13 protein-coding genes are annotated in these 13,934 nt (G+C 58.6%); 4 read left to right on the top strand and 9 right to left on the bottom strand.

Going from position 1 to position 13,934, the window contains the following annotated elements:
- The first annotated feature begins 10 nt into the window (after positions 1–10).
- Positions 11–1,864, top strand: coding sequence for a dihydroxy-acid dehydratase (gene ilvD, locus ABRP84_RS07040; protein ID WP_349853150.1), 1,854 nt, complete (start codon positions 11–13; stop codon positions 1,862–1,864).
- Here ilvD and ABRP84_RS07035 read toward each other — a convergent pair.
- From ABRP84_RS07035 to ABRP84_RS07025, 3 genes are all read right to left on the bottom strand, one after another.
- On the bottom strand, positions 1,861–2,172 hold the full coding sequence (locus ABRP84_RS07035; RefSeq protein ID WP_349853149.1) for a transcriptional regulator: 312 nt from the start codon (positions 2,170–2,172) through the stop codon (positions 1,861–1,863). The two genes, ilvD and ABRP84_RS07035, sit on opposite strands and share 4 nt — an antisense overlap.
- A complete protein-coding gene (locus ABRP84_RS07030) occupies positions 2,162–2,617 on the bottom strand; it encodes a cb-type cytochrome C oxidase subunit IV (protein WP_349853148.1) in 456 nt (151 codons plus the stop codon). The genes ABRP84_RS07035 and ABRP84_RS07030 overlap by 11 nt, the downstream gene beginning before the upstream one ends.
- 145 nt (positions 2,618–2,762) lie before the next feature.
- Positions 2,763–3,674: a DoxX family protein gene (locus tag ABRP84_RS07025; protein ID WP_349853147.1), complete on the bottom strand. Its 912-nt coding sequence runs from the start codon at positions 3,672–3,674 to the stop codon at positions 2,763–2,765.
- Positions 3,675–3,867: 193 nt separating this feature from the next.
- Between ABRP84_RS07025 and ABRP84_RS07020 the strand changes: the two genes are divergently transcribed.
- Positions 3,868–4,965: a glutathione S-transferase family protein gene (locus ABRP84_RS07020; RefSeq protein ID WP_349853146.1), complete on the top strand. Its 1,098-nt coding sequence runs from the start codon at positions 3,868–3,870 to the stop codon at positions 4,963–4,965.
- Here ABRP84_RS07020 and ABRP84_RS07015 read toward each other — a convergent pair.
- Positions 4,934–5,806 (bottom strand): ArgP/LysG family DNA-binding transcriptional regulator, encoded by an 873-nt coding sequence (locus tag ABRP84_RS07015; protein WP_349853145.1) that lies wholly within the window; start codon positions 5,804–5,806, stop codon positions 4,934–4,936. The two genes, ABRP84_RS07020 and ABRP84_RS07015, sit on opposite strands and share 32 nt — an antisense overlap.
- A gap of 69 nt (positions 5,807–5,875) precedes the next feature.
- On the opposite strand from ABRP84_RS07015, the gene ABRP84_RS07010 reads away from it, so the two are divergent.
- Positions 5,876–6,601 carry a LysE/ArgO family amino acid transporter gene (locus tag ABRP84_RS07010; RefSeq protein WP_349853144.1) on the top strand — a complete coding sequence of 242 codons (726 nt, stop codon included), beginning with the start codon at positions 5,876–5,878 and terminating at the stop codon, positions 6,599–6,601.
- A gap of 102 nt (positions 6,602–6,703) precedes the next feature.
- Here the strand turns inward: ABRP84_RS07010 and ABRP84_RS07005 are convergent, their stop codons facing one another.
- The 3 genes from ABRP84_RS07005 to gatB form a co-directional block, all read right to left on the bottom strand.
- Positions 6,704–8,134, bottom strand: a complete 1,431-nt coding sequence (locus ABRP84_RS07005) for a YkvI family membrane protein (RefSeq protein WP_349853143.1) — start codon at positions 8,132–8,134, stop codon at positions 6,704–6,706.
- 202 nt (positions 8,135–8,336) lie between these two features.
- A complete protein-coding gene (locus ABRP84_RS07000; RefSeq protein ID WP_349853142.1) occupies positions 8,337–9,389 on the bottom strand; it encodes an NAD(P)-dependent alcohol dehydrogenase in 1,053 nt (350 codons plus the stop codon).
- A 128-nt stretch (positions 9,390–9,517) separates the two neighbouring features.
- Complete coding sequence (gene gatB, locus ABRP84_RS06995; protein WP_239275322.1) at positions 9,518–11,023, bottom strand: Asp-tRNA(Asn)/Glu-tRNA(Gln) amidotransferase subunit GatB; 1,506 nt, start codon at positions 11,021–11,023, stop codon at positions 9,518–9,520.
- A gap of 57 nt (positions 11,024–11,080) precedes the next feature.
- Between gatB and ABRP84_RS06990 the strand changes: the two genes are divergently transcribed.
- A complete protein-coding gene (locus ABRP84_RS06990; RefSeq protein ID WP_349853141.1) occupies positions 11,081–11,866 on the top strand; it encodes a DUF4261 domain-containing protein in 786 nt (261 codons plus the stop codon).
- Here the strand turns inward: ABRP84_RS06990 and ABRP84_RS06985 are convergent.
- Together ABRP84_RS06985 and ABRP84_RS06980 are read right to left on the bottom strand one after the other, a co-directional pair.
- Positions 11,863–12,828, bottom strand: coding sequence for a bile acid:sodium symporter family protein (locus tag ABRP84_RS06985; protein ID WP_349853140.1), 966 nt, complete (start codon positions 12,826–12,828; stop codon positions 11,863–11,865). The genes ABRP84_RS06990 and ABRP84_RS06985 overlap by 4 nt on opposite strands.
- Before the next feature lie 72 nt (positions 12,829–12,900).
- The gene (locus ABRP84_RS06980) at positions 12,901–13,932 is read right to left on the bottom strand and encodes an ATP-dependent 6-phosphofructokinase (RefSeq protein WP_349853139.1); all 1,032 of its coding nucleotides are present in this window, start codon (positions 13,930–13,932) and stop codon (positions 12,901–12,903) included.
- Between the last annotated feature and the right edge of the window lie 2 nt (positions 13,933–13,934).

Below are 13,934 nucleotides of genomic sequence, written 5' to 3'. Positions count from 1 at the left end.
GACTTAAACCATGTTCCCACTGCGCTCTAAAGTAACCACCGTCGGACGCCAAGCCTCCGGTGCGCGTGCCTTGTGGCGCGCTACCGGCACCAAGGAAAATGACTTTGGCAAGCCGATTGTCGCCATCGCCAACTCTTATACGCAGTTCGTCCCCGGCCACGTGCACCTGAAAAACGTCGGCGATATCGTCGCCGATGCCGTCCGCGAAGCCGGTGGCGTGCCCAAGGAGTTCAATACCATTGCAGTGGATGACGGCATTGCCATGGGACATAGCGGCATGCTGTACTCTTTGCCCTCGCGCGAAATCATCTCCGATTCCATCGAGTACATGGCCAATGCGCATACTGCCGATGCCCTCGTCTGCATCTCCAACTGCGATAAGATCACCCCGGGCATGCTCAATGCCGCGATGCGCTTGAATATCCCCACGATCTTTGTCTCGGGCGGGCCGATGGAGGCCGGCAAGGCCGTCGTGGTCGATGGCGTTGCCCATGCGCCAACCGACCTGATTACCGCAATCACCGCATCCGCGAACGACAGCGTTAGCGATGCCGGTTTGGCCCAGGTCGAAGAATCCGCCTGCCCCACCTGCGGTTCCTGCTCCGGCATGTTTACCGCTAACTCCATGAACTGCTTGACCGAAGCGCTCGGTTTGGCGCTTCCGGGCAATGGCACCACTCTGGCCACCCACAGCGCGCGCCGTGACCTTTTTGAAAAGGCCGGCTCCACCATCGTGGATATGTGCCGCCGCTACTACGGCGAAGAAGACAAGTCCGTCCTGCCGCGCAATATCGCCACGAAGGAAGCCTTTACCAATGCTATGGCCCTCGATATGGCCATGGGCGGATCTACCAACACCATCCTGCACACCCTCGCCGCAGCGCAAGAGGGCGAAGTGGACTTCACGCTGGATGATATTAATGACATTTCCTACCGCGTGCCTTGCCTGTCCAAGGTCGCGCCCAACGGCACCTATCACATTGAGGATGTGCACCGCGCCGGCGGCATTCCGGCCATCTTGGGCGAGCTGCGCCGCGCGGGTCACCTCAATCTCAAGGTGCACACCGCCCTCTATGACAATGCGGAGCAGTGGCTCGATGATTGGGATATCCGCAATCCCCGCGTAACCGATCAGGCCCGCGAGTTGTACTACGCCGCCCCCGGTGGCGTGCGCACGACGGAGCCGTTCTCCCAGTCCAACCGGTGGGATGAACTAGATACTGACGCGGTCAATGGCTGCATTCACGATGCTGACCACGCCTTTTCTTCCGACGGCGGACTGGTGGTCCTGCGCGGCAACCTAGCGCCGGACGGGGCTATCGTCAAGGCGGCCGGCGTGGAGGAAGAACTGTGGACCTTCTCTGGCCCAGCCCGCGTGGTGGAGTCCCAGGAGCAGGCCGTGTCCATCATCTTGAATAAAGAGGTCCAGCCCGGCGATGTCGTCGTCATTCGCTACGAGGGCCCATCCGGCGGCCCCGGCATGCAGGAGATGCTCCACCCGACGTCCTTCCTCAAGGGCGCAGGTTTAGGCAAGGCTTGCGCCTTGATTACCGACGGCCGCTTTTCCGGCGGCACCTCCGGCCTTTCCATCGGCCACATCTCCCCGGAGGCCGCCCACCAGGGACTCATCGGGCTCATCGAAAATGGCGATACCATTTCCATCAATATTCACGAGCGCGAGCTCACGCTCGACGTGGACGATGATGTATTGGAACGCCGCCGCGCCGCGCAAGAACAGCGCGACAAGCCGTGGACGCCGGTGGACCGCAACCGCCCCATTACCAAGGCGCTGCGCGCCTATGCCGCGATGGCGACCTCCGCAGACCGCGGCGCGGTTCGAGTGGTAGACGGCTATGTAAACTAACGCGCCATCTCTTGAATAGCCGCGAGGTGGGCATCGAATGCGGACTTGCCACGAGCAGTGAGCATGACCCAAACGGTGTCCTTATCGCGGGAAGAACCATATTCGCGAAACCGGCTGATATAGCCTTCCTTTTCCAAGGCGGTTAATTGTTTGGATAAGGTGGCGGCCGATTGCCCCACCTCTTCCCGGAGCGCAGCGAAGCGCATTTCGCGGCGCACCTGCCCTTCAACCGCGCCCCGCGCATTTAATACCGCGCAGATTTTGAAGCGATTGAGCGGATAGATGACAGGGTCGATCTCACTTAACATCGTCGTTTTCCCCCTGCCGCGCTTGAAGATCCAAGGCTCGGGATTGCAGCACCCACACCATCACCACGCCCCACACCGCGATGACGATTAAATGGATCCAAGTGTGCTCGCGCAGCATGGTACCGCCAAAGATCGGCGCAAGCATTACTGCCATCCCAGCATAGTATTTCTTATCGGCTTTAGGCTGTGTATATGGATCCTGGCGATAGCTGGGCCGAACCTTGCTCTGATGATGAAGCAGCGCCCACACCAAGATGCCTATAAGGGCGAAGTAGAAAATGATCGCCACTGCGGGGTGAATTTTTTCAGCAAAAAGGTTTATCCCCACATAAAACGCCACCAATGCGAGAACGAAAAGGATATTTTGCATGAGACGCCTGCGCTCCGCACCTTGATCCTGCAGGCTGTCATTAAACTCAAGTGATTTCTTTAGCTCATCATCCATCTTCTATCACCATCTGAAATCCAGCATTCCTTACTTTCTATTATAGCAATCCTATCACTCTCCATACCGGAAAGTAAGGGTAGAAAGAAAATCCCCGCCGCATGCGATGCAGCGGGGATCCACTCACTCGGTAGCGAATAACGGCCTAAGCAATGGGGTTTACAGCCGCGCCAAAGAACCACACGGCAACCAAGATGGCGATACCGACCACCACAAAGACCCACGACGTACCCAGTGGGCGTCGCGCCCAAGAGCGACCAAAGTCCAAGGAAATGAAACCAGGACCAGTAAATTGCAGGCCAATCGCGATAACAAAAAGCACCAAGGACAGCCATACCGAGTCCGGCCAGTCAAAGACCTGCAAACCGGCACCCGATTCCGCCAGTTCGTGCAAGGCGGTGAAACCGGTAACGACCAAGCCAAGCATGGCCGCAAGCGGGCTAATCAGGCCCAATAGGAGGAATGCTCCGGCGATCAGCTGCACGGTCGGCACCGCAAGGGCAAACGAATCACCCCAAGCGTACTGAGAGTAATCGCTTTCCAGCCCGGAGACTCCGCTACCATCGCCCAGTGAGAAGAAAGTGGCCACGCCGGCAACTATGAGGTAGGCGCTCACCGCCAAGCGGACGAAGAAGAGGCCAAAGTCAATGGTGCCGCGGCGCCCATAGCGCTTATAACCTTCCTTGTCCTCCTGTTCCTGCTGTAGCTTGCGCTCTTGTTCTGCCTGTTCTTCTGGGGTCAGGCCAACATCCTCCGGCGCAATCCCTTCGGTCTGTGTCGCCGCTGCGGGAGCAGCGCCATAGCTCGCAGGGCCCAACACGGCGGTTTCCTCACCTGTGGATCCCTGGTTTTTCTCCTGCGCAGTCCCACTTGCGGCAGGATTGGACAGTACTTCCGTCTCCGCCGCCTCTTGGTTTTGTGGCCGAATTTCCTGTGGTTCGGCGCGACCTGCGCGTGCGAAGACATCAGGATTATCCCGCTGCGTAGAATCGTAGGCTGGGACGTTGAGATCCTCGTCTAGGGGATTAGCTTTATCCGGTTGCTGCTTATCGCTCATATGACCAATTTAAGACACTTGCCTGCAGTTTTGCGGTACCTTTAACGGCGCGCCGCAATCGAGCCTACATCCCCGTCCCCCTTGCCCCGAATCTTGTTGCACCAACAACAAGGTTATATAGTTGACATATAAACATTAATTGCCGGTGGGGAACCACCCGCCTTTGGCATCCACGAGAAATGGAAATGAATCGATGACTTCACACGACTCCGATTGGGCCGGAGATGCCCGCAATGCTTCACCAGACGGCGAGTTTATTCGCGATACCACCTATATCGAAGACCGCATTTCCCCAGAGGTATCCGAGGTGACCGCACAAGACAATGGCACCTTTTATTGGCCCATGGAGGCTGGCCGCTACCGCTTGGTTGCCGCCCGCGCGTGCCCGTGGGCACACCGCGCGGTCATCGCCCGCCGCTTGTTGGGCTTAGAAGACTCCATTTCCCTCGCCCTCGCCGGCCCCGTGCACGATGCGCGGTCTTGGACGTTCGACTTGGACGAAGACAAAGTGGACCCGGTGTTGGGCTACACACGCCTGCAGGAAGCCTACTTCAAGCGCTTCCCGGACTATCCCTGCGGGATTACCGTGCCCGCTTTGGTAGAAGAATCCACGGGCCGGGTGGTCACCAATGATTACCCCTCGATGGTGCGCGATTTTATTGAACAGTGGACAGACTTCCAGGCAGAAGGCGCCCCAGATCTCTTCCCGGAGCAGCACCGCGAGGAGATGGAAGAGCTCAACGACTATATCTTCCACGGCATCAATAACGGCGTCTACCGCTGCGGTTTTGCCGGCTCGCAAGAAGCCTACGAAAAAGCCTATGCCCAGCTGTGGGAGGCGCTCGATTGGGCAGACAACCGCCTGGGCACCCAGCGCTACATGGTGGGCGAACACATTACAGAAACCGATATCCGCCTGTTCGCTACCCTGGTGCGCTTCGACCCCGTGTATTATTCCCACTTCAAGTGCTCGCGCCACAAGATCCAGGAACTGCCAAACCTGCGCGGCTACCTGCAAGAACTATTCCAGCTACCCGGCTTTGGTGATACCGCCGATTTTACTGAAATCAAGCAGCACTACTTTGCCACGCACACCGAGATCAACCCCACCCAAGTCGTCCCGGTCGGGCCGGATATGTCCTGGTTAGCCGAGGCCCATGATCGCGACCGCTTTGGCGGCCAGCCCTTTGCCGATGGCACGCGACTCCCAGAGCCTATTCCCGCTGGCGAGGAAGTAAAGAATCCAGAAGACTTCCAGCTTAAGCTCTTCCCAGCGCCGCAGCCGCGTTAATCACAGACCGTGTCAGATCGCTTAAGACCTCGGATTCTAGGCGCCAGCGCTGCCAGTAGAGGTCAATGTCGAGCTGGTGGTCATCGAGAAGCAGCAGCTCTTGCGATTCTACCAGCGGCTGGGCCTGGGCCTGCGGCAAAAGTCCCCATCCCAGGCCCACGCGCACGGCCTCCAGGTAGCCTTCCGAAGAGGGAATCTGCGAAACCCGCGCGCGCACGACGTGGGAGTCAATAAAGCGCTCCCGCATAGCATCATCGAGCACCTGGTCATTGGGGCCATAGCCCACCAGCGGCATCGTCTCCCAGGTAAGCTTGCCCGCGTGGAAGCGCTCCGCGATGTGTGGGGCGGCGACGGCGAAATAGCGCATGGTCCCCAAAAACGTGGAATCGCACCCCGAAACCGGTGAATGTTCCCTCGTCACGGCTCCTAGGACATCGCCTCGCCGCAGCATAGCTAGGGTGCGCGCCTCATCCTCGATGCGGATACGCAGCGCAACGTCGCCCCGCTGCGCGGTATCGCTTAACACTTGCGTAAACCATGTAGCCAGCGAATCGGAGTTGATGGCCACCGACAGGGGCACGCGCGCTAGGCGCTGGCCCAACCGGGCATCGGTTTCCGCCTGCACCAACGCCATACGCCGGGCTGCTTGCACCAAGATCTCCCCGGCCTCCGTCGCCCCCACCGGATTCGCTCTCCGTACTAAAACGCGACCGGTGCTCGCCTCCAATGCCTTGATGCGCTGGCTTACCGCAGACGGAGAAATTCCCAGGACCGAAGCGGCAACCTCAAAGCTCCCTTCTTCCACGATGGCCAGCAAGGTTTCCAAATGTACGGGGTTCATGAAGCTATTCTAAACCATATGAAGATGGATTAACTGGACTTATTTACGGCTTGGACTCACACTAGAGGCATGTCCATCGTGCTAGCTGGTTTTGTGCTTGGTTTATCCCTCATTGTGGCCGTCGGCCCCCAAAATGCGATGCTGTTGAAATACGGCATCCGCCGCGATCACATCGGGCTCATCACCGTGGTGTGCGCGCTTTCCGATGTCATCCTTATCACCTCCGGCACCGCCGGTGTCGGCTACTTGGTGGAGCGCTTTCCCACTGCGCTTGAGGTACTTAAGTACATCGGCGCGGCCTACCTCGCGTTTTTTACCTTCACTTGCTTCCGCGATGCCTTCAAAACCAAGGGCGAGGCCATCGACGTGGAATCCACTCCTCCCAATGCCACCGAGGAAGTTGCGACCTTTGACGGCGACGGGGACACCTCGGGTGGGGCTGGCACCGGCCATGGCTCTGTAGCCACCGCTACCACCACCCAGCGCCAAGAGATAAAGCGCTCGCCCTCTTGGGTCAAGCCGCTCCTTACCGCGCTCGCACTGACCTGGCTCAATCCTGGCGCCTATGTCGATGTTTTGGTCATGCTCGGGGGCATCGCCAACCAGTATGGCAACCCTGGCCGGTGGCTTTTCGCCGGCGGCGCCATCGCCGCCAGCTTTACCTGGTTCCCCGTCATTGGCTTTGGCGCAGCCCGCTTCTCCCACGTCCTCTCCCGCCCCGAGGTATGGCGCTGGATTAACGTTGGTATCGGCGTCATCATGATTGGACTGACCCTCAAGCTCCTCCTGCTTTAATCTGCTACCTGCCGCTAAAGGGGGGGCATCGGCAAGCACAAGGCAAAGAAAATCCCTCCCCGGGAAATCCTGGGGAGGGATACTTACTGCTCTAAGGCGAGATTACTTCTGGGAATTTTCCGCTTCGGAAGACTCATCATCTTCCTCTGGGTCACCGATAGCACCGGTTTCTTCGATCCACTGTTCAATCTCTTCCGGCGAGCGGTCGTGCTCTACGCCTTCGCGCTCGACGTAGTAGGTGTGATCGTCCTGGTTTTCCTTCTCAAATTCTTCCTTATCAAAGTCCACGTTGTCATCACTGTCGAGCTTCTCCGTCACCTCGGTCACGAGCTCTTCATAGAGCGCCTCGCTATCCATATTGGAATCCTCGAGGTGCTGGCCAATCTCATCGTCGTAACGCTCTGCGTCATAATCCTTATTCGGATTCAGCTTGAGGTGCATCAGCGAACGCACGCGCTCGCGGCGCAGTGCCTCGTCCTGAATCTTGGACTGGCTGCGGAACCACGCGAATACCAAGACGGCCACCATCGCAATGCCCATGTAGCCAATGACCGGGTAGACGTACTGCATCAAGGTCTTGAAACCGAAGAAGGAGACGCCGAAACCTGCGAAACAGCCTGCGATAAAGATAACGCGGAACTTAGCCTCGTTGCCTGCAGAGAGGCGCTTACCCAATGCGTAGAACATACCAATGGCGGTATTGAAAATCATCAGGTAAATAATGATTGCCATGATCGCGCCCAACACTGGGTGAACGTCATCGACCAAGGACAGCATCGGGATGTCAGAGTCCCCGATAGTCTCGGCATTCATCAACAGCGAGAAGCCTGCCAGGCCCATCATGATGGAGTAGACAACGCCGCCTACGACGCCGCCCCAGCCAGCTTCACGCGGGCTAATGTTATCGCCGCCGATGACCAACGACATGGATACCGCCAGCATCAAAGCCAGACCGTTGTAGTTCAGCGCGGAGACCAACCAGTTGCCAATCGGGGTATCGATTTGGCTGGAGGCGTCCATGGCCGCGCTGACATCATCAGGCATATTGAACATGGTGTAGATGGCCACACCAACGACGGCAATGATGATGGACGGGGTGAGCATACCGATGACCTTGGACACCTTATCGACGTCCATCATGCCGACGGCAATCACGAGCCCCAGCATCACCGTCGAGCCAATCCACGCCGGCCAGCCAAATTGCTGCTCCATATTGGAACCAGCGCCAGCAAGCATCACAAAGCCGATGGCGAAGAGCGTGATGATAACGGCGACGTCCAACAGCTTGGACACGATTGGGTGGGTGACTTTACGGAACACCGTGTTGTGCTCAGTGGCGTGGAAGTAGCTGCCCAATTGCAAGAACACAGTGCCCGCCAGCGTCATAATGGCCGCTGCTACCACGATGCCGGGAATGCCCCAGGTGCCGAAGGCGGTGAAATATTGCACGACCTCTTGGCCCGTAGCAAAGCCTGCGCCTACCAGCAGGCCCACGAAGGACATGGCCATGGCGAGAATATTTTTATAAGACACAGTTGCCTAACTTTTGTAGCGGATAATTTTCACACACCAGTGCGCGCGTCCCAGGCCCCCTCCTTATCCCCCGACACGTGCGGGGAGGCGCGGCGCAGGAGTGTGCTCCTGTGCACATGGTACGTAAGCCAATAGCGAAATCCTACTTGCACGTGCGTGAAATACAATACATCATCTTTTGTCGATGAAGTAGCTTACATACTTAGTCCGCGAAAGTTTCCGTATCGATGACAAAACGGAACTTCACATCACCGGCAACAACCCGCTCATAGGCTGCGTCAACGTCATCAACGCCCACCTTTTCGATGACCGCGCCGATGCCGTGTTCTGCACAAAAGTCCAGCATCTCTTGGGTTTCGGCAATGCCGCCAATATTGTTTCCGGTCAATACTTTACCGCCACCAACGAGGTTGCCCATCGTGATTCCCAGTTCCTCCGGCGGCAGGCCGACCACAGACATGATCCCCCGCGGCTTCAACAGCTGCAGGTAGTCATTGAGGGAATAGGAGGCGGAAATGGTAGACAAAATCAAGTCGAACTCGCCCTTGTGGTTGGCAAAGAAGTCGGGGGCCTCACCCGTTGCCAACACCCGCTGCGCGCCGAGCTTGTAGGCTTCTTTTTCCTTGCGCAGGGAACGGGAAATCACGGTGACCTCAGCGCCCTTGGCGGCGGCGATCTGCACACCCATGTGGCCCAGACCGCCAAGGCCAACGACGGCTACCTTATCGCCCTCCTTGACCTGCCACCGGGCCAAAGGCGAGTAGGTGGTAATTCCGGCGCACAACAGCGGGGCAGCAACATCAAAGTCGAGGCCTTCTGGAATCGTCAACACGAAATTCTCATTGACCACAACCTTTTGCGCATAGCCGCCTTGGGTAATGGTTCCATCAACGTCTTCAGAGTTATAGGTTCCCACCGAGCCGTTCAAGCAGTTTTGCTCTTGCCCATTCCGGCACTGCTCGCACACCCCACAGGAGTTGACCAAACAGCCGACCCCCACGCGGTCGCCCACGTTAAACTTGGTGACCTTGTCCCCTACTGCTTCGACCACGCCAGCGATCTCGTGGCCCACCGTCAGCGGGAAGTGGGCCTCGCCCCACTCATTGCGAATAGTGTGGATATCCGAGTGGCAAATGCCTGCCGCCTTGATATCGATGACGACGTCATCTTCGCGCGGATCGCGCCGTTCGATTTCTACGGTGCGAAAAGGTGCATCTGGGCTCGTTTTTTGCAGAACTTTAGATTTAATTGGCATGTCACATAGTCTACGCTTTGCCGTCCTGACCTGCCCAAATGAAAACTGTGGTCAATTTAAAAACCACGAAAGCCAGCCTCCGCCCCCTTGTGGAAGCAGGGACGAAGACTGGCTAGATTAGTGGCGTATTAGCTCAGCTTTTCCGCGATCAGCTTATTAACCTGACCCGGATCCGCCTTGCCCTGCGTCGCCTTCATCACGGCACCGACGATCGCGCCGGTGACCTTCTTATTGCCGGCGCGGTACTTCTCCACGATGTCCGGGTTTGCGGCCAAGGCATCATCCACGGCCTTTTCGATGGCCCCATCATCGCGCACGACCTCGAGACCGCGCTTGGCGACGACCTCATCAACATCGCCCTCGCCCGCCAGCACGCCATCGACGGCTTGGCGCGCCAGCTTGGTGGTCAGCTTGCCTTCCTTGACCAAGGCGATGACGCGGGCGATGTGGGCCGGGGTGATATCCAGCTCAGCCAGGGTCTTGTCCTGCTCATTGGCCTTACCTGCAAGATAAGACACCCACCAGGAACGAGCCTCGTCCGGCTTCGCGCCGACTTCGACCGTCTCCACGATGAGATCCAGCGCGCCCGCGTTGACTAGGTCGCGCATCTCCTCGTCCTTAATGCCCCACTCCTTTTGGATGCGAGCGCGGCGGACCCACGGCAGCTCCGGAAGGGTTGCGCGCAGCTCTTCTACCCACTCGCGCGGGGCGATGACCGGCGGCAAATCCGGGTCATTGAAGTAGCGGTAATCTTCCGCGGTCTCCTTCGGGCGGCCCTTAGAGGTAGAGCCATCGGTTTCTTGGTAGTGGCGGGTCTCCTGCTCGATGCTGCCGCCATCTTCTAATACCTGTGCCTGGCGCTGCATCTCAAAGCGTACGGCCTGTTCGACCGAGCGCATGGAGTTGATATTCTTCGTCTCGGTACGGGTACCGAATTCTTCTTGGCCGATAGGGCGCAAGGAAAGGTTGGAGTCCACGCGCATGGAACCTTGGTCCATGCGGGCATCGGACACGCCCAATGCCGCGACGAGCTCGCGCAGCGCCGATACATAGGCCTTCGCCACCTCGGGGGCGCGCTCGCCGGCACCGATGATGGGCTTGGTAACGATCTCAATGAGCGGGATGCCCGCGCGGTTGCAGTCCACCAGGGATGCGGTAGCGCCGTGGATGCGGCCATCGGCGCCGCCCAGGTGGGTCAGCTTACCGGTGTCTTCTTCCATGTGGGCGCGCTCGATTTCCACGCGCCATTCCGTGCCGTCTTCCAGCACGACGTCGAGGTAGCCGTCATAAGCAATCGGCTCATCGTACTGGGAGATCTGGTAGTTCTTTGGCTGGTCCGGGTAGAAGTAATTCTTGCGGGCAAAGCGCGAGGATTCCGCGATGGAGCAATTGAGCGCCAGGCCGATCTTGATTGCGCCCTCCACGCCCTTGGAATTAACCACGGGAAGTGCCCCGGGAAGGCCCAGCGATACCGGATCGGTATTGGAGTTAGGGGCTGCGCTGAAGTTCGTGGCAGAAGTGGAAAACATCTTGGTTTCCGTATCCAGCTCCACGTGGACTTCCATGCCCATTACCGGTTCATACTTGTCGAGGACCTCGTCAAAGTCCATCAGGTCATACATCGCAGCAGTCATGCGTGCCATCTTAATACGTCCGTGCACTCTCGCGCGCTAGCCCCTAGGGTGACTGTCATGACGACTCCACATACCGTAGACAATTCGCTTGTCGATGCCCCACTCATCAACATCGCGGTCTTTTCCACCGCCCCTACTACCGATGAGATCAAAGACGCCGTCAGCGGCATCTTTTCTGCGCGCGTCGGCGAAATCACTCCCGGCAAGAACCCAGGCAGCCTTGTAGTTCCTATCGATGGCGCGTTTCTCTTGCATTACCAGACCATTGATTCTGCACCCACCCCAGATAGTTACGGCCTCCACCCCATTTTGAGCGCCGATGCCTGCGACCTCAACACTGCGGGATCCCAGGTGCTCGTCTCGGTCCTTCCTGATAACAAGGAACACGACCTTTCCCATCAATTTCGCGAGCCGCGCCGCGAGCACCTCGATCTGCTGTCCCAGGCGACGTCCGCCGTAGCCCAGCACCCCAATTGCCTCATCATCCACAACCCGCGCGGGAACGTCTCCATCTCCCCGGCGATGTTTAATGACGCCGTGCGCAATAACCTCGCCCCCATGCACATCGCGCCGGTATGGATTACGCAATCGGGTGGCGAGCTCCGCGGCTACTCCGTGGGCCTGGTCCAAGCGGGCCACCCGGAAATCCAGGCCCGCAGCAGCTCGATGGATCCCACGGATCTTTATTACAAGCTGGCAAATATCGCCAACCACATCCTGCAAGGCGCCACCGTCAAAGGCGGCGATACCTTGGCCTTCGAGGAAGGCCAGGCCCCACTCACCATCACGGAGGAGCCCTGGTTCGTAGACCAGAACTTCCCCGCTGTCACCATTAATTTTTAGCTGACTTTGGCCTTGCGGGCATCGCTAAAACGGCACAGCGCAGCCAGGATCGCGCCGGACAAGTTGTGCCACACGGAAAAGACGGCGCCGGGCAAGGCAGCCAGTGGGCTCATGTAGGAAGAGGCAAGGCTGGTGGCCAGCCCGGAATTTTGCATTCCTACCTCCACGGCCATGGTGCGGCGCACCGGAACCGGCTGGCGAGTAAAGAGGCCCGCGAGGTAGCCCAGGCCATAGCCGCACGCATTGTGAATAACCACGGCGGCAAAGACCAGCGCACCGGCGGTGGCGATATTGTCATGCGCGCCGCCGACCACGATGCACACGATCAAGGCAATCGCGGTTACGGAGATCCACGGCAAAGCCGCTTGAACCTTTGCCACGAGCCGGGGAAGCAGCATGCCGATGACGATGCCCGCGATGACCGGGACGAGCACCACCTTCACGATGGACCACGCCATCGATGCCGCGGAAACCGGCATGTATTCACCCGCCAGCCACAAGGTCAACAGCGGGGTGAGGATGGGAGCCAAGAGCGTAGATATGGAGGTCATGGTCACCGAAAGCGCGACATCGCCGCGCGCTAAGTAGGACACCACGTTAGAGCTCGTGCCACCTGGGGCGCAGCCGACCAAAATCACACCAGCCGCAACCGCCTCTGGCAGATCCATGACTGCCACCACGGCGAGCGCGATAAGCGGCATGATGACGAATTGCGCTACCACGCCGAGCGCCACCGGCAGCGGCCGGCGTACTACGAGCGCAAAATCGACGGGCTTGAGTGTAAGCCCCATGCCAAACATCACGATGCCCAGCAGCGGCGTTACCTGCGGGGCAAAGGATGCCGCGGTGTCAGGGGCAAGATAACCAATAATGCCGCCGATGATTACGAGTATGGGAAAACCCAGCGCCGCGATGAGCGCTTGTCGTTCTTCCTGTTTTTCTGTAGCGCTATCGGTACTCATATACAAAAGAGTACCCTCCCACCATGTGAGAGGGTGATCTTAATATTCGAGACGGTCGAGGTTTAAAGGACCTTAGCCGAAGAGCGCTTGCGCATTGCGGTAGCGGGCATCTGGCACCGTCTTTAGTGTGCCCACGGCCTCTTCTAGTCGCACGAGGTCGATATCTTCGCCGTGCAAGGCCACACACATTCCTGAATCCCCATTATGCGCCGCCCGGGCGGCATGCACGCCATAGCGGGTCGCCAGAACGCGGTCATACGCGGTGGGCGTGCCGCCGCGCTGAATGTGCCCCAAGACGGTGGTGCGCACGTCATAGCCGGTGCGCTTATTGATTTCATCCCCAATGACCTGGCCAATCCCGTTGAAGGTTTGGTGGCCAAATTGGTCGACGCCGCCGGCTTCGAACTCCATGGTGCCCTCCTTCGGCAGGGCGCCTTCGGCCACGCAAATGATGCCGTACTTCTCGCCCATCTGGAAGCGGCGTTCCATCGCCTTGGTGATTTCCGCGATATCGAAGGGCTCTTCTGGGATCACCGTGTAGTGTGCGCCGCCGGCCATGCCGGCATGCAGAGCAATCCAGCCTACGTGGCGGCCCATGACCTCCACGATGAGGATGCGGTTGTGCGACTCCGCCGTCGTGTGCAGGCGGTCGATCGCATCAGTTGCCACCGATACCGCAGTATCGAAACCGAAGGTGTAGTCGGTGGCGTTGACGTCATTGTCAATGGTCTTCGGCACGCCCACGACGGGGATGCCATTATCGTTAAGCCACTTCGCGCCCTTGAGCGTGCCTTCGCCGCCGATGGCGACGAGGGCGTCGACCTCGGCCTCGCGCATATTCGTCTTGATCTGCTCCAAGCCGGCCTTGAACTTATCGGGGTGCAGACGGCCGGTGCCCAAGATGGTGCCGCCGCGCAGAAGAATCCGGTCGATGCTGGCATCGTCGTAGAGATCGCGCCGACGGTCTTCTAAAAGGCCAACCCACCCGTCTTCATAGCCCACGACGGTATCGCCAAATTCGTTGGATGCGGTTCGCACAACCGCACGGATTACAGCATTCAGGCCGGGGCAATCGCCACCGGAAGTCAGTACAGCTAGACGCATAA

The organism is Corynebacterium sp. KPL2861 (genome assembly GCF_040225475.1).
Classification (GTDB): domain Bacteria; phylum Actinomycetota; class Actinomycetes; order Mycobacteriales; family Mycobacteriaceae; genus Corynebacterium.
This window is presented reverse-complemented; position numbering and strand designations above follow the sequence as displayed.

What these genes read in the sequence shown, in the direction of transcription:
- ABRP84_RS06985 (WP_349853140.1), bottom strand. Translation starts at nt 12,828, where the DNA reads ATGAGTACCGATAGCGCTACAGAAAAACAGGAAGAACGACAAGCGCTC.
- ABRP84_RS07025 (WP_349853147.1), bottom strand. Translation starts at nt 3,674, where the DNA reads ATGAGCGATAAGCAGCAACCGGATAAAGCTAATCCCCTAGACGAGGAT.
- ABRP84_RS06990 (WP_349853141.1), top strand. Translation starts at nt 11,081, where the DNA reads ATGACGACTCCACATACCGTAGACAATTCGCTTGTCGATGCCCCACTC.
- ABRP84_RS07030 (WP_349853148.1), bottom strand. Translation starts at nt 2,617, where the DNA reads ATGGATGATGAGCTAAAGAAATCACTTGAGTTTAATGACAGCCTGCAG.
- ABRP84_RS07020 (WP_349853146.1), top strand. Translation starts at nt 3,868, where the DNA reads ATGACTTCACACGACTCCGATTGGGCCGGAGATGCCCGCAATGCTTCA.
- ABRP84_RS07010 (WP_349853144.1), top strand. Translation starts at nt 5,876, where the DNA reads ATGTCCATCGTGCTAGCTGGTTTTGTGCTTGGTTTATCCCTCATTGTG.
- ABRP84_RS06980 (WP_349853139.1), bottom strand. Translation starts at nt 13,932, where the DNA reads ATGCGTCTAGCTGTACTGACTTCCGGTGGCGATTGCCCCGGCCTGAAT.
- ABRP84_RS07015 (WP_349853145.1), bottom strand. Translation starts at nt 5,806, where the DNA reads ATGAACCCCGTACATTTGGAAACCTTGCTGGCCATCGTGGAAGAAGGG.
- ABRP84_RS07035 (WP_349853149.1), bottom strand. Translation starts at nt 2,172, where the DNA reads ATGTTAAGTGAGATCGACCCTGTCATCTATCCGCTCAATCGCTTCAAA.
- ABRP84_RS07000 (WP_349853142.1), bottom strand. Translation starts at nt 9,389, where the DNA reads ATGCCAATTAAATCTAAAGTTCTGCAAAAAACGAGCCCAGATGCACCT.
- ilvD (WP_349853150.1), top strand. Translation starts at nt 11, where the DNA reads ATGTTCCCACTGCGCTCTAAAGTAACCACCGTCGGACGCCAAGCCTCC.
- gatB (WP_239275322.1), bottom strand. Translation starts at nt 11,023, where the DNA reads ATGACTGCTGCGATGTATGACCTGATGGACTTTGACGAGGTCCTCGAC.